The sequence below is a fragment of the Microbispora sitophila genome (assembly GCF_014892245.1).
In the GTDB taxonomy this organism is placed as follows: Bacteria; Actinomycetota; Actinomycetes; order Streptosporangiales; family Streptosporangiaceae; genus Microbispora; species Microbispora siamensis.
On sequence record NZ_JADBGC010000019.1, the window covers coordinates 64,923 to 79,244 of the forward strand.

Annotated in this window: 14 protein-coding genes; 6 read left to right on the top strand and 8 right to left on the bottom strand. The window is 71.1% G+C overall.

The features are described 5' to 3' along the window. Positions 1-27: 27 nt before the first annotated feature. The 5 genes from IL992_RS30820 (at position 28) to IL992_RS30840 (ending at position 4,438) form a co-directional block, all read left to right on the top strand. Positions 28-288 carry a hypothetical protein gene (locus IL992_RS30820; protein WP_193206863.1) on the top strand — a complete coding sequence of 87 codons (261 nt, stop codon included), beginning with the start codon at positions 28-30 and terminating at the stop codon, positions 286-288. A 53-nt stretch (positions 289-341) separates the two neighbouring features. Then, a complete protein-coding gene (locus IL992_RS30825) occupies positions 342-806 on the top strand; it encodes a hypothetical protein (RefSeq protein WP_193206864.1) in 465 nt (154 codons plus the stop codon). Positions 807-1,019: 213 nt separating this feature from the next. Continuing rightward, positions 1,020-1,511 carry a DUF6220 domain-containing protein gene (locus IL992_RS30830; RefSeq protein WP_193206865.1) on the top strand — a complete coding sequence of 164 codons (492 nt, stop codon included), beginning with the start codon at positions 1,020-1,022 and terminating at the stop codon, positions 1,509-1,511. Next, complete coding sequence (locus IL992_RS30835; RefSeq protein WP_193206866.1) at positions 1,508-3,568, top strand: multicopper oxidase family protein; 2,061 nt, start codon at positions 1,508-1,510, stop codon at positions 3,566-3,568. The genes IL992_RS30830 and IL992_RS30835 overlap by 4 nt, the downstream gene beginning before the upstream one ends. A gap of 156 nt (positions 3,569-3,724) precedes the next feature. Beyond that, positions 3,725-4,438: an SH3 domain-containing protein gene (locus IL992_RS30840; RefSeq protein WP_193206867.1), complete on the top strand. Its 714-nt coding sequence runs from the start codon at positions 3,725-3,727 to the stop codon at positions 4,436-4,438. Between the two features lie 116 nt (positions 4,439-4,554). On the opposite strand, the gene IL992_RS30845 is transcribed toward IL992_RS30840, so the two are convergent. Next, a complete protein-coding gene (locus tag IL992_RS30845; protein ID WP_193206868.1) occupies positions 4,555-5,379 on the bottom strand; it encodes a GNAT family N-acetyltransferase in 825 nt (274 codons plus the stop codon). Positions 5,380-5,495: 116 nt separating this feature from the next. Here IL992_RS30845 and IL992_RS30850 point away from each other — a divergent pair, with 116 nt between their 5' ends. Continuing rightward, positions 5,496-7,013 carry a glycosyltransferase family 39 protein gene (locus IL992_RS30850; protein ID WP_193206869.1) on the top strand — a complete coding sequence of 506 codons (1,518 nt, stop codon included), beginning with the start codon at positions 5,496-5,498 and terminating at the stop codon, positions 7,011-7,013. Here IL992_RS30850 and IL992_RS30855 read toward each other — a convergent pair. The 7 genes from IL992_RS30855 to IL992_RS30885 form a co-directional block, all read right to left on the bottom strand. After that, on the bottom strand, positions 7,003-7,860 hold the full coding sequence (locus tag IL992_RS30855) for a carbohydrate ABC transporter permease (RefSeq protein WP_193206870.1): 858 nt from the start codon (positions 7,858-7,860) through the stop codon (positions 7,003-7,005). The two genes, IL992_RS30850 and IL992_RS30855, sit on opposite strands and share 11 nt — an antisense overlap. Next, complete coding sequence (locus IL992_RS30860) at positions 7,857-8,783, bottom strand: carbohydrate ABC transporter permease (protein WP_079319502.1); 927 nt, start codon at positions 8,781-8,783, stop codon at positions 7,857-7,859. The genes IL992_RS30855 and IL992_RS30860 overlap by 4 nt, the downstream gene beginning before the upstream one ends. Positions 8,784-8,790: 7 nt before the next feature. Continuing rightward, positions 8,791-10,047 carry an extracellular solute-binding protein gene (locus tag IL992_RS30865; RefSeq protein WP_193206871.1) on the bottom strand — a complete coding sequence of 419 codons (1,257 nt, stop codon included), beginning with the start codon at positions 10,045-10,047 and terminating at the stop codon, positions 8,791-8,793. A gap of 383 nt (positions 10,048-10,430) precedes the next feature. Next, entirely contained in the window at positions 10,431-11,030 is a 600-nt protein-coding gene (locus IL992_RS30870) for a GTP-binding protein (RefSeq protein ID WP_193206872.1), read from the bottom strand. Further along, positions 11,011-11,385 carry a DUF742 domain-containing protein gene (locus tag IL992_RS30875; protein ID WP_139578825.1) on the bottom strand — a complete coding sequence of 125 codons (375 nt, stop codon included), beginning with the start codon at positions 11,383-11,385 and terminating at the stop codon, positions 11,011-11,013. Before IL992_RS30875 ends, IL992_RS30870 begins: the two co-directional genes overlap by 20 nt. Next, on the bottom strand, positions 11,382-11,831 hold the full coding sequence (locus IL992_RS30880) for a roadblock/LC7 domain-containing protein (RefSeq protein ID WP_193206873.1): 450 nt from the start codon (positions 11,829-11,831) through the stop codon (positions 11,382-11,384). The genes IL992_RS30875 and IL992_RS30880 overlap by 4 nt, the downstream gene beginning before the upstream one ends. Next, complete coding sequence (locus IL992_RS30885) at positions 11,828-14,128, bottom strand: sensor histidine kinase (RefSeq protein WP_193206874.1); 2,301 nt, start codon at positions 14,126-14,128, stop codon at positions 11,828-11,830. Before IL992_RS30885 ends, IL992_RS30880 begins: the two co-directional genes overlap by 4 nt. Positions 14,129-14,322: the final 194 nt, after the last annotated feature.

Below are 14,322 nucleotides of genomic sequence, written 5' to 3' on the forward strand. Positions count from 1 at the left end.
CGGCGTGCCCATGAAGGAGGAAGCCGCGTGAGAGACAACATCTGCCCCAAGTGCTCGTCGGGCGCCGTCATGGCCGGAGTCGAGGTGCGCGACCGGGGCCCGAACGGGCCGCAGCCCCTTCGGGTACGCGTCGAGGAGCCACTGCCGGAGAAGGTCCCCTTCTTCTACGTCCAGGGTGAGGCCCTCGGCACGGTGCGCGCGTGGATCTGCGCCTCCTGCGGCTTCACCGAGCTGTACACCGACAACCTGAACGCGCTCTACGAGGCGTATCGCAAGGGGACGCCCTGACGACCAGCGGGATACAAGGTCCCTCCAAGTAGGGGACCCTAGGGTCGGCGGACATGAGAAAGAACCTCGTCATCGGCGGCCTGCTGGCGTTCGTGATCGCCGGGAGCCTGCCGGCCGCTTCGGCCCACGCCGCCACCACGTCACGGGCTGCGGCGCCGCTGATCCACTGGGGACCCGTGCAGTCCCGGAGCGGTCACCACGGATATGCCAAGGCCGACGTGTGGATCACCCGCTTCACCGCGGAGACGTTCGTCGTCTCGGGCACCCTGTACGACCGCGACACGCACGGCGGGCACTGCGCCTACGTCCGGGCCCGCTTCCACTACGTCGGCGGCGGCACCGGGTGGGCCCTGCCGAAGACGACCTGCGCCTCGAAGGAGCCGATCCGGCTGTCGTCGGACGGCCAGATCAAGCGCGTGGACGTCAAGGTCTGCGTGTACGACCGGCCGCGGCGTACGACCCTGAACTGCTACGCCGACGCCATCACCCCGGCGATCATCGCCAACTGGCCGCAATGACCATACTCCCCTCGCGGTAGCTGCGTATGGCGCTGATCCCCCGGCGGTAGGCCCGAGAGCCTCCCCACGTGCGACGACGCCGGCGTCCCCCGGCGGCACCATCGAGACACCGCCAGGGGACGGACGGCGCACACGCCCGCGTACTCCCCCAGCGGTAGCCGACGTGTCTCTCGACGAGGGACGACACCGCCGGCCACGTGGGACAGGATCCCCGTGACCCGCAATCCGCTGACCGAAGGGAGCAAGAGCGTGCGCAAGGTCTACGCCGTTTCCGCGGGACTGCTGCTCGCCGCCGCCGTGGTGCAGATGTACCTCGCGGCCGTCGGCGCGTTCGACAAGCCCCAGGACGACTCCTCGTTCGCCCTGCACAGTATGAACGGCATGATGGTCATCCCGGTGTTGTCGCTGGTCGCCACCGCCGCCGCGGCGGCCGCCAGGGCGCCGGGACGTCAGATCGGGCTGACCGTCCTGCCCCTCGGGCTGGTCATCGTGCAGGCGCTGATCGTCGCGCTCGGCGGCCTGTTCGACGACAGCACCGGCAACACCACACCCCTCTCCCTGGCCATCCTCGGCCTGCACGCCATCAACGGCATGGCGGTGATGGGCGTCTGCGGCATGGTGTTCCGCAACGCGCGGCAGCTCGCGTGGGCCAAGCCCGCCCCGTCGGGGGCAGCCGCGGAGGGCCGTCCGGTTCGCGCCTCATGACGACCGACCGGCTCATGGCGCTCGACCTGCTCGTCTCGGTCCTGACCGTGGCGGCCTGGGTGAGCGCGGGCGTGGCCGCCGCGGCCCGCCGTACGAGGACGGCCGCGGCCCTGTTCGCGGTGGCCCTGGTCGCGTCGCTGGTCCGGGTCTGGTCCGTCCTCGCCCTGGCGGGGGCCGGCTGGTGGTTCGTGCAGGAGAAGATCACCCTCGCCCTGCCGCTTCTCGTCGTGGCGGGCGCCGTCGCCACCGCGCTCGCCGGGCCGCGCCTGCTCCGCGCCGCCCGGCGAGCGGACGCGGTTTCGGGGGACGCCCTCAGAGCGCCGGCGGTGGTGGTCCCGCTGCTCGGCGCCGGGTACGCCGCGGCGGCCGGGATCGTGCAGACCTTCCTGATCGGATACCCGGCGGATCCGGGCACCGCTCTCCTCCTCCTGGCCGTCGCCGCGGGGGCCGTCCTGGGGACCTGGAGAGCGATGAGCACGCACGTCCCCGGGCTGCGGACGGCGACGGCGGCGACCGCCGTGGCCACCGTGCTCGGCGCCACGCTCGCCTTCGTTCCCTTGTCGGAGGAAACCACGGCGGAGGGCTCCGCCCCCGGAGGCGCCGCCGCCATGGGTGCCATGGGCTCCACCTCCCACGCCCACTCCGCTGCGGGGGATTCGGGCGCGGAAGAATCCGCCTCCGGCCTGGCAGGGGCGACCCGCGCGGTGACCGACCTGCGCGGCCCGGCCGCACCTCCACCGGGCGGCACCGTGCGCCGGTTCGAGCTCACGGCCCGTACGGCGACCGTCACGCTGTCCTCGGGACGGAAGGTGTCGGCGTGGACCTTCAACGGCCAGGTCCCCGGACCGCCGCTCACCGCCGAGGAGGGCGACCTCGTCGAGGTGCGGCTGCGCAACGCGGACATCACGTCCGGAGTGACGCTGCACTGGCACGGCTACGACGTGCCCTCGGGCGAGGACGGCGTGCCCGGCCTCACTCAGGAGGCCGTGCCGCCCGGCGGGGAGTTCGTCTACCGCTTCGTCGCCGCCCAGACGGGCACGTACTGGTATCACACGCACGAGGTATCCGACCTCGGCGTCCGGATGGGGCTCTACGGCACGCTCGTCGTCACGCCGAAGGGAACCGCCGCCACCGGACTGGACCTCACGCTGCCCGTGCACACCTTCGGCGGCGTGACGGTGACGGGCGACCGCGACCAGCCCCTGGTCCGGCAGGCCGCGCCCGGCACCCCCGTACGGCTGCGCCTGATCAACACCGACAACACGCCGCATCGGTTCACGCTGGGAGGCACGCCCTACCGGCTGGTGGCGGTGGACGGGACGGACCTGAACGGGCCGGGCACTCTCGGCCGCGCCGGTCTGCGGCTCGCGGCGGGCGGCCGGTATGACCTCGCGTTCACGATGCCGTCAGGCCCCGCGCTCCTGCGGGTCGACGACCGCACCGACTCCGTACGGCTCATGCCGGCGAGCGGACCGCCCGGCGCCGGCGAGGACACCGCGGCGGCCGGCGCGAGCGCGACGGCGACCACGGATCCCGGCGCCGTTCCCAGCGCCGACAGCCCGACGGCGGACTGGCCGGAACTCGACGTCACCCGGTATGGCACCCCGGCCCCAACGCCGTTCACATCCCGCAACCACTTCGACCGGGACTTCACACTCGTCCTGGACAGGGGATTCGCGCTGACGAACGGGCGGCCGATGTACGCGCACACGGTGAACGGCCACGCCTTCCCCGACATCCCCACGGAGGTGGTCGGAGAGGGCGACCTGGTCCGGCTCACCGTGGTCAACCGCGGCCGGGATACCCATCCCTGGCACCTCCACGGCCATCGGGTGCTCGTGCTCTCGCGGGACGGCCGCTCCGTCACCGGCAGCCCCCTGTGGCTCGACACCTTCGACGTACGACCCGGCGAGGTGTGGGAGGTGGCCTTCCGCGCAGGCAATCCGGGGCTGTGGATGAACCACTGTCACAACCTCAGCCACGCCGACCTGGGGATGATGCTGCACCTGGCGTACGCGGGGGTGACCACGCCCTTCCACGGCGCGCACAGCGGGTGACTCATCCCCTTCTCCCCGGTGTGTCGGGTAAAAAATCAAGGCGGGAATTCAATCGAGGTGTAAACGCTCGGTAATCAGATCAGAACTTCGGGTGAGCATCACTGGGCCCGGGTCCCCCCGGCCGGGCGTGGGCGATGCCGACCGAAGGGAGAGATCGTGACAGTGGCGAAGAGCATCGTTCCCGCGCTGGCGGCGTGGGCCGCCACGGGGTGGCTCGTCGCAGCCCACCCCGCGCAGGCCGTCGCAGGCCAGGCCGGTTCCGACGCCGGGGGGCGCCTCACGTCGAGGATCGCGGCCGAGCCGGCCTCGGGTGTCCGGGCATACCCCGCGCCGGGAGTCGCGGCGGTCCGGCCGCCCGATCCCGGTGAACCCGCCGGGTCGGGACCTTACGGGCAGGTGGTCCACGAGGCCATGCAGGGGCCCGGTCTCGTGTGCGCCTACCGGCTCCGGGGCGTGCACAAGGGGGGCTTCCTCAACGTCCGCGAGGGCGCCGGCATCCACCACGCCCCCGTCGCCAAGCTGCGGCCGGCCGACGGAGGGTTCTCCGGCGCCTGCACCGCCACCAACGGCTGGATCGCGGTGAAGACCGCCGGTGGGGCCTCGGGCTTCGCCGCCGCCCGCTACCTCCACCGGCTCGACCTGAGCGGACGGCCCTCGCTCTCGTGCACCTACCGGCTCCGGCACGTGCGCAAGGGCAGCTTCCTCAACGTCCGCGAGGGCGCCGGCATCCACCACGCCCCGGTCGGCAGGCTGCGGCCGGCCGACGGGAGGATCCCGGGAGGCTGCGACGCCACCCACGGCTGGGTCGCCGTGGACACCGCCGACGGCATTCCCGGATGGGCCTCCGCCCACTACCTGCGCAGGCTGTGACGGCCCGGGCCGGAAGGCCCGGGACGCGCCGGCCGGCACTCGCCGGACGCGGCGAAGCCGTGCTGCCCTCGTCCCCGGTGTCCCCCTGGCCGGGGACGGGGGCCGCCGGCCTTCACCTAGCCGAGGTCCGGGTGTGGGGCGTAGCAGTCGAGCCGCATGAAGTCCTCGCTGGTCAGCAGCGTGTCCATGTCGCCGATGTGCCAGCCCGCGTCCAGCAGCAGGGCGAGCAGCGGATGCGTGCCGGGCACCGCCACGTGGACCAGCCTGGCGCCGGGATGGGCGTTCGCCGCCTCCAGCACGATGTCGGCGCAGTCCTGCGGGGTCGCGCCCCCGGCCGGTCCGATGACGACCCTGTCCCCTGCCGTCCTGACGAACGCGTAGCCCGAGCCGCTGACGTGCAGGGTCACGTCGGGCAGCCCGGCATACCAGGTGAGTGTCGAGGTCCGGTCACCGCCGGAGACGTGGGCGTCCATGGCCGCCACCGCGTGGACGTCCGCCTCCCCCGGCGCCGCCTGACCGCTCGCCCGCCGCACGGACTGGTCGCCGAGCGGCCCCCGCTTCAGGTAGAACAGCGGGCAGCGCGGGCGCATCCCGTTCCTGATGTACAGCGCGAGCGCCCTCTTGTCGTCCGATGCGAAGGTGACCTTGGGTGTGTCGCCCGGCAGCAGACGAGACAGGATCGTGCGGCCCACCCTCGACGACTGGTGGTCCGGCAGGACGAACAGGTCTCCGAGGTGCGTGACCGTTCCCCGGCGCAGCGTGCCGCCGAAGCCCACGATCGCGCCGTCGACCTCGCCGACGAGCACCTCGCCGAACGCGCGTTCGGCGTCCACGAAGTCCGGCTGCTCCGGCCACAGGCCCAGGGTGCCGAAGTGTTCGGCGACGGCGCGAAGACCGGGCATGTCGGCGTCGGCGGCAGGACGGACGATCAATTCCGCCATCGGTGCTCCCCTGCGAGTTCTCCCCTTGTTCCGATCACCTTAGGGCGCGTTCACCCTCCCGTTCCCCGCCGGGGCATCGAACCGGGACGTACGCGGGTGGAGCATGCGGAGGACACGTGAGAATCGGCGACCGGGCCGTGCTGATCGTCCCGGCCCTGGCCGCGCTGCTGGGCGGTCTGTGGGGCGTCCGGCGGGGCTCGATGTGGCAGGACGAGGCCACGACGTACGCCGTGGCGGGGCGGGCGCTGCCGGACCTGTGGCGCACGCTGGGGAACGTCGACGCCGTCCACGGCTGCTACTACCTCTTGCTTCACCCGTTGATCCGGCTCATGGGGGACGCCGTCCCCGCGGAGGTGGTCATCCGGATTCCGTCCGTCCTCGCCACGGCTGCCGCGGCGGCCGGTGTCGCGGCCGTCGGGCGGCGACTGGTCTCGGCGCCGGCCGGGCTGTACGCGGGCCTCGCCTACGCCGCCGCCCCGGTCGTCGTCTTCCACGCCCAGGAGGGCAGGCCGTACGCGCTGGTCGCGGCGGCCGTGGTGGAGGCGACGCGCCTGCTCTCCACAGCGCTGCACGACCCGTCGCGGAACACCTGGGTGCGGTACGGCGTGACGGTCGCGGTCGCGTGCCTGCTCAACCTGTTCGCCGTCCTGGCCCTGGCGGCGCATGCCGTCACCGTGCTCGTCGCCGCCGCGCGAGGTGGGGGCAAGGGCGTGGCGCCGCGCTGGGCCTGCGCCGCCGCGGCCGCCCTGCTTGCCGTCCTGCCGGTGGTGTGGACGGCGTTCGGCCAGCGCGGCCAGGTGGCGTGGCTGGAGCGGCCCGGCCTGCCGGAGGTGAAGGCCCTGGTGACGCGGTTCGCCGGGACCGGCGCGCTCCTCGCGGCGACCGTCGTGCTCGTCGTGCTCGGGCTGACGACGAACCGTGTGGGAGACCTGGCGGGAACCGTCGGACGAACACCCGGCGGTCCCGGCCGGCTGCCCGGGATCGCCGCGTTCGCCGTGCCGCTGGCGCTCCTGCCACCCGCCCTGCTGCTCGCCGTGTCGCAGATCCACCCGCTCTACCAGGACCGCTATGTCCTGTTCTCGATGGCGGGACTCGCGATGGTGCTGGGCGCGGGGCTCGCCCGGGCCGTACGACTCCTGCCGCAGGCGGCACCGGGGTGGGTGCGGGCGGCGGCCGCGCTGGCGCTGCCCGCTCTGCTGCTGGGGGCGTCCCTGCCGGCCCAGGCCGCCGTCCGGCGGATCGACAGCCGCCCGGACGACCCGGCCGCCGTGGCGCGGATCATCGGGTCGCAACGGCGGCCCGGAGACGCCGTGCTGTTCCTGCCCTCGATCCGCCGCCTGGTCGCCGAGGCCTACCCCGCCTCGTTCCGGGGCGTCCGCGACGCGGCGCTGCGGGCCGGCGGCGCGGCGTCGGGCACGCTCGCCGGGCGTGAGCTGCCCGCGGGCGAGATCGCCGTATCGCTGGGCGCGGCGCCGCGGGTATGGGTGGTGAGCCGTCCCCATCCCGCGCCCGCCGACCTCTCGTCCTCGCGCGACTCGGCCAAGCGGCTGCTGCTGCGCGAGAGCTACCGCCGGGAGCGGACCGTCCGCGTGCTCGGCTACGCCGTACGGCTGTACACGCGGGTCAGCCCTTGACGGCCCCCGCGGTCAGGCCGCTGACGAGCTGGCGCTCGGCCACGGCGTAGAAGCCGAGGGCGGGCAGCATCGCGACCACGATGTAGGCCATGACCCGTGCGATGTCCGTCGAGTACTGCCCCTGGAACTGCTGGACGCCCAGCGGGATGGTGAAGAGGCTGTCGTCGCTGAACACCACGAGCGGCAGCATGAACTGGTTCCAGCTGTTCACGACCGCCAGCACGGAGACCGTGGCGATCGCGGGCCGGGCCATCGGCAGCAGGATCCGCCAGAAGAAGCCGAACGGGGAGCACCCGTCGAGGATCGCCGCCTCCTCGATCTCTCCCGGGATGGCCCGGAAGAAGCCGCGCAGGATGATGATCGTCATCGGCATGCCGAAGGCCGCCTGCGGGAGGATCACGCCGAGCGGGTTGTCGAGCAGCCCGAACATCCGCAGCAGCACGAACAGCGGCAGGATCGCCACCGCGAACGGGAACATGAGCCCGGCGGCGAACATCGTGAACAGCGCCTCGCGCCCCCGGAAGGCGAAGCGAGCGAACACGAAGGCCGCCAGCGCGGACACCGCGACGACCACGAGCGTCGTCAGCACCGCGATATAGGTGCTGTTCCAGAGCATGCGCCAGAACGACGCCGAGGCGAGGATGCTCGTGTAGTTCTCCGGCACCCAGGGGCTGGGCAGGCCGACCGGGTTGCTCGAGAGCTGCCGGGTGGTCTTGAACCCGCCGATCACGGCGTACAGCAGCGGGACGCCGACGAACAACGCCGTGATCACGACGATCGTGTGCAGGGAGATGCTGCGCAGCGGACCGCCCGACGTCGGGGACCGCTTGTGACGGTTGGCGCTCATCGCTGGTCTCGCAGCACGGTGGAGGCTCCTTCGAGGTCGCGGCGCATGACGTATCGCTGGTAGAAGAGCGCGAACACGAGGCTGATGAAGAACATCACGACGCTGATCGCACTCGCGTAGCCGACCTGGAAGCGTTTGAAGCCGAACTGGAACATCGTGACGGCCATGGTCTCGGAGGAGTGCGAGGGGCCTCCGCCGGTGATGATCCAGACCAGGTCGAACAGCTGGATCGCACCGATGACCGACAGGAACACGCTGATGCGGATCGTGGGCCCGAGCAGCGGCAGCGTGACGTAGCGGAAGACCTTCCACCCCGTCGCGCCGTCGATCTGGGCGGCCTCGGTGAGCTCCTTCGGGATGCCCTGACGCCCGGCGATGTACAAGATCATGTGGAAGCCGAAGTACTTCCAGGTCATGACGATGAACACCGACATCATGACCGTCGACGGGTCGGCGAACCAGTCGAGGGGGTCGATCCCGAACCAGCCGAGGATGTAGTTGGCCAGGCCGTCCGTGGGCGACAGGATCATCATGAACAGGACCGCGGTGATCGCCTCGGACAGCACGTACGGGGCGAAGAACAGCAGGCGGAAGAACGCCCGGCCGCGGATCTTCTGGTTGAGCAGCATGGCGATGCCCAGCGAGAGGGGAAGCTGGATCGCCACCGACAAGATGATCAGCAGCAGCCCGCGCCACAGGTCGCCCAGGAAGACCTCGTCGGCCAGTACCCGGGTGAAGTTCGCCATGCCGATGAAGTTCGTCGGCAGCCCGCGCATGCCGTTCCACTTGAACACGCTCGCGTAGAAGGCGAGCAGGATCGGCGCCACGACGAGCGCCAGGAAGAGCACGAGCGCGGGCAGCAGGAACAGAAGGATCGTGGTGAACCCCCGGAGCCTGCGGCTCCGGGGTCTCGTCGTCTTCACGCGACAGTTACTCCGACTTCGCGGTTTCCGTGATGGCCTGCGCCACCTGCTCGGGCGTCTTGGTTCCACCGATCAGCTGGGCCACGGAGTCGTTGACCTCCTGGCCGACGGCCGGCGGGAACGCCTGGTCGAGGTAGAGCTGGAACCCGGTGGCCCCGGCGAGGTTCTTTGCGACCACGCTCAGGTTCGGGTCCTTGACCGCGTCCTCCTCGCCCTTCAGCACCGGGAGCACGCCGCCGGTCCCGACGGCCTTGCGGTGCTCGGTGCTGTCGGTGAGGAACTTCAGGAACTCGATCGCCTCCGCCGGGGCGTCGGCCCCGATCGCGAAGCCGCCGCCGCCGCCGAAGGCGTCGGTGACCGCGCCCTTGCCGCCGTCCACCGCCGGGAAGGGGAAGAACCCGAGGTCGTCGCCGAGGCCCTTGCCCGCGTCCTTCTGGACCGCGGGCGCCCACTGGCCCATCAGCTCCATGGCGGCCTTGCCGTCGCCCATCGTCGCGGCCTGGCCGCCCGGGTCGCCGTACGTCGCGCCGAGGTAGCCCTTCTGGAACGGCTGGAGATCGGCCAGCTCCTTGAGCTTCTCCCCCGCCTGCACGAAGGCCGGACCCGTGAAGTCCTTGCTCTCACCGGCCTGCTTGAGTGCGTCGAGGCCGCCGATCCGCATGGCGAGGTAGGCCCAGTAGTAGTGGCCGGGCCACTTGTCCTTGCCGGCGAGCGCGATCGGGGTGACTCCGGCGGCCTTCAGCTTCTTGACGTCGTCGATGAGCTGCGACCAGGTCCCCGGGGGCTCGGCGATCCCGGCCTTCTTGAACAGCGCCTTGTTGTACCAGAAGCCCACCATGCCGATGTCTTCCGGGATCGCGTACGTCTTGCCGTCGACCTGGTAGGCCGACAGCGCGGCGTCCGTGAAGGTGCCGATCCAGGAGCCGGCGTCGGAGGTGAGGTCCTTGACCAGGCCCGCGTCGACCTGCTGCTGCAGCACGCCCCCGCCCCAGGTCTGGAAGATGTCCGGCGCCTTGCCGGACTGGGTGAGCGTCGTCAGCTTCGCCTTGAACGCCTCGTTCTCGTAGGGAACGCTCTTAATGGTGATATTCGGGTGCGCGGCCTGGAAATCCTTGATCGCCTGAGCGCCGTAGCTCTTCAGGGGTTCGGTGGTCCAGATGTTCCAGAACTCGACGGTCACCTTGCCGCCGGCTGAGCTCTTGCTCTCGCCGGCGTCGCTCCCGGTACTACCACATCCCCCGAGGACCAGTGCCGACGCCGCCATGAGCGCCGCACCTCGCCGACTCAACTTCACGGTGGTTTCCCTTCTGGATTCCGACCGAAACTTTCGGCACTCGCCCGATAGTTTCTGCGATGGGGCCGAGGTTACAGGGGGGTTAGGTTCATATCAACGGCTGTTGTGCACCTGTTACGCATGGTCGACGGCGAAGGAACGTACGGCCGACCCACGACGTCCAAAAGGGATGAATCGGTAGCAATCAGGCGGCATTACGGGGTAGCCGAAACCCGAACCGGGCACGGGCCGCGCGCGAACCGAGGGTACGGAAACACCGCCCCACCGCGAAACGTAAATCGTACGCAACAGAAGAAAAGCCGCGCACGCGAAGAAACCCGGACACTAGACCGGGTGAGGAGCCGGCGAAAGCGTCAGCGGGTGGCGGCGGTCGGGCGCTTGCCGTACGCGTGCTTGACGAGCTCGATCAGGACTTCCTTGCCCGATTCCCGCTTGCGCGCGTCGCACAGCATGATCGGCACGTCCTGGCTGAGGTTGAGCGCGAGCTTGACCTCGTCCACGTCGAAGACCGGGGCGCCCTCGAAGCAGTTGACCGCGACGACGAAGGGCGTGCCGCGCCGCTCGAAGTAGTCGACGGAGGGGAAGCAGTCGGCGAGCCTGCGGGTGTCGGCCAGCACGACCGCGCCGAGCGCCCCCCGGGCGAGTTCGTCCCAGACGAACCAGAACCGCTCCTGGCCGGGGGTGCCGAAGAGATAGAGGACGAAGTCCTGCCCGATGCTGATCCGGCCGAAGTCCATGGCGACCGTGGTGGTCGCCTTCGCCTCGACCCCGGACAGGTCGTCCACGCCGACGCTGCGGTCGGTCAGCGTCTCCTCCGTGCGCAGCGGCCGGATCTCCGACACCGCCCCGACCATCGTGGTCTTGCCCACCCCGAAGCCTCCGGCGATCAGCAACTTGATCGCCGTGGGCATCTTCGGCGGGGTCTTCGCGGAATCAGAGCGCCCGAAGGCCATCGAGCACCGCCTTGTACATCCGCTCGTCGAGCACGTCCATCTCCGGTTGGGGCTGCTGCACGGCCACGAAACCCCGGTCGAACAAGTCGCCGAGGAGGACCCGGACGATCCCGGCCGGCAGGTCCAGATGGGCCGCGATCTCCGCGACCGACAGCGGCCTGCGGCACAGCCGCACGATCGCCTGGTGCTCGGGGTCCAGCCCGATCTCGGCTCCCGTGGTGGGCCGGATCGTCACCGCGAGCGAGATGAGGTCGAAGCGGTCCTGCGCCTCGGTACGGCCGCGTGCGATCACGTACGGCCGGATGGTGGGCGCGTCGAGTAAGCGCTCCTCGTCGGGGCCCCACTCCGCGTTCACCGGCGGACCTCGCTCCCGGCGGCCCGGTCCAGCGCGGCCCGGTCGATCGTGGTCCGGGCGGGCGAGGTGAGGTACTGCCCGACGCGCACGACGAGCATGGCCATCTCGTACGCCACCAGGCCGACGTCGGCGTCTCCCGTGCAGAGCACGGCCAGGCAGGCGCCCTGGCCCGCCACGGTCACGAGCAGGTAGGCCGACTTCATCTCCACGATGGTCTGCCGTACGGACCCGCCCTGGAAGCGCTCGCCGACGCCGCGCGCCAGGCTCTGCAGGCCGGAGGCGACGGCGGACAGGTGCTCGGCGTCCTCCACGTGAAGTCCCTGCGATCCCGCCAGCAGCAGGCCGTCGGTGGACAGCACGATGCCGTGCTCGACCTCGCGGACCCGCGCGACGAGGTCGTCGAGCAGCCACGCGAGGTCCGCGGAGGCCCCGGTCTTCTGCGTCACAGGTTGTCCTCCTCTTCACCCAGCATCTTCGCGGCCTCGGATCTGCCGCGCCTCGTCCCCGACTGGAACGAGCCCATGATCTTGCGGATGTCCTCCGGCGAGCGGTCCTCTTCCTCCTCCGCGACGCCCGCGTTCCTCGGCTCCTCGGCGAGTGCGGGGGCGAGGTTGGCCTGCGGCACCCGGAAGGGCAGTCCTGACGGGGTGAACCCGGCCGAGGGCGCGGGCCCGTCCGGATCGGCGACGCCGGAGAGTGGGGCGCTCTGCACGGGCCTGGGCGACTCGGGAGCCCTCGGCACGGGAACCACCTCCTGAACTGGTCCGGGAACCGCCTCGGGCGCGCCGACCAGCGCGATCCTCCGGGGGCCGGGTTCCCGCTGCGGGAGACCGGGACCGGTCTCCTCCTCGGGCAGGTCCTCCCCGCCCTCGATGACGAGGTCGCGCGGCAGCAGCACGACCGCGGTGGTGCCGCCGTACGGCGACGCCTTGAGCGACACCTTGATCCCGTGCCGCTCGGCCAGGCGGCTGACGACGTACAGACCGAGCCGGGCGGTGCTCGACAGGTTGAACTCGGGCGGGTCGGCGATCCGCTGGTTGGTCGCCTCCAGGTCCTCGGCGCTCATCCCGAGGCCGCGGTCCTCGACCTCGATCGCGTACCCGCTGGCCACCACCTGGCCGCCCACCTGCACCATCGTGTACGGCGGGGAGAACGACACCGCGTTCTCGATCAGCTCGGCGAGCAGGTGGATGACGTCGCCCACCGCGCGTCCGATGAGCGCGGTCTCCCCCATCGGCATCACGGTGACGCGGGTGTAGTCCTCGACCTCGGCCAGCGCGCCGCGCACGACGTCGACCATCGGCACCGAGCGCCGCCAGGCGCGGGCGGGGGACGCCCCGGACAAGACGATGAGGTTCTCGGCGTTGCGCCGCATGCGGGTGGCGAGGTGGTCGATGCGGAACAGGTCCTTCAGCTCCGCCGGGTCCGACTCGCGCCGCTCCATCACGTCGAGCAGTGTGAGCTGCCGGTGCACCAGCGACTGCGTACGCCGGGCGAGGCTGAGCAGGATGTCGCGGATGCTCTGCCGGAGCTGGGCCTCCTCGACGGCGGTGCGGATGGCGGTCTCCTGCACGGTGTTGAACGCCGCGCCCACCTGGCCGATGACGTCCGGACCGAAGTCGAGCGGCGGCGCCTCCGCCCTGACGTCGACCTTCTCGCCCTGGGCGAGGCGGGCGACCACGCCGGGCAGCCGCTCGTTGGCCAGTTCGAGCGCGGCCTCGCGCAGCTTCTCCAGCTGACGCACCAGGGCCCGGGCCGTGGTGACCGACAGGACGATCGACGCGATGACCGCCACCAGGCCGAGCACACCGGCCAGCAGGAGGCGCGCGATGACCGCGACGGCGACCGGGGTGGTCCGTTCGACCAGTCGGTCACCGGCGTCGAGGATCGTCTTCTGCAGTTGCGCCAGGGCCGGTTCCGTCGCGGCTCTCCACTGGTCCGCGCCGATCGGCGGCAGACCCCCGGGCCGCGTGCTCTCCATGACGGCCTCTTCGAGCGCCCGCAGGCGGGTGAAGGCCTGGGTTCGCTCCAGGCGGTCGAAGGCGGCACGGTCGCCGTCGGGCAGCGCCTGCACGGCCTCGCTGTGGTGGAAGCGCTGCGCGCCGACGATCTGGGTGAAGCGGGCGCGTTCCTGCACCGTCAGCCGTCCCCCCGACAGGGCGCCGGCGAGCAGGGCGTCCTCCTGCGAGAGCAGTTCCCGCGCCTGGCTCAGCTCGATGAGCGCCCGCGTGTCCTCGGCGACGCCCTCGTCGTCCAGCGTGGCCAGGGCGTCGTAGGTGTCGTAGACGGAGTCGATGACGGTGGTGTAGCCGTCGAACGCCTTGACGCGGTCCGCCTGCCCGCCGTCGACGAGGCCGCGGTTCTTGCGCAGGCCGTCCAGCTGACGGATCAGCTCGTCGATGCGCCGCCGGAGCACGTCGTCCGCGGCGAACTGGACGTCGCCGGCTTTGGACAGGCGGCGGAAATCGGCGGCCGCGGCGTCGGTGCGCGACCGCTGGGCGGTCAGGGCGGCACGGTCGGCGGACGACTGCTGGGCCAGGACCACAGCGGTGAGCCGCCTCTCCTGCTGCAACTCCACCAGGAGCGTTTCGCTGGGCTGCGCCACCCCTTTGTCGTAGACCGCGACCCAGACGAGGTTCAGACCCTCCCGTAGCGTCACCCAGGCGGCGAAGGCCCACAGCGCGGCAAGTGACACCAGCAACGCCGTCACCTTGGTCCGCACTCTGGAATTACGGAAGCGCATGAGACCACCTTGCGAAATCGGCGAACGCGAGGTTTCGCGACGATTAACACTCGCACGACGTCATGGGTCGCAAGCGCTGCTCACCCCACACCCGCGCTATAACTCGGACACCTTAGCAAAGGCCCCGAAAACCCCTCAAGTCGGGAAAATAGCAGCGAAAATGTCCACTTTTCCGAATTCGACGGATTTCCCGT

Coding starts and splice junctions, on each gene's coding strand:
- IL992_RS30885 (WP_193206874.1), bottom strand. CDS start 14,128: ATGCGCTTCCGTAATTCCAGAGTGCGGACCAAGGTGACGGCGTTGCTG.
- IL992_RS30855 (WP_193206870.1), bottom strand. CDS start 7,860: ATGAGCGCCAACCGTCACAAGCGGTCCCCGACGTCGGGCGGTCCGCTG.
- IL992_RS30865 (WP_193206871.1), bottom strand. CDS start 10,047: ATGGCGGCGTCGGCACTGGTCCTCGGGGGATGTGGTAGTACCGGGAGC.
- IL992_RS30825 (WP_193206864.1), top strand. CDS start 342: ATGAGAAAGAACCTCGTCATCGGCGGCCTGCTGGCGTTCGTGATCGCC.
- IL992_RS30845 (WP_193206868.1), bottom strand. CDS start 5,379: ATGGCGGAATTGATCGTCCGTCCTGCCGCCGACGCCGACATGCCCGGT.
- IL992_RS30835 (WP_193206866.1), top strand. CDS start 1,508: ATGACGACCGACCGGCTCATGGCGCTCGACCTGCTCGTCTCGGTCCTG.
- IL992_RS30870 (WP_193206872.1), bottom strand. CDS start 11,030: ATGGCCTTCGGGCGCTCTGATTCCGCGAAGACCCCGCCGAAGATGCCC.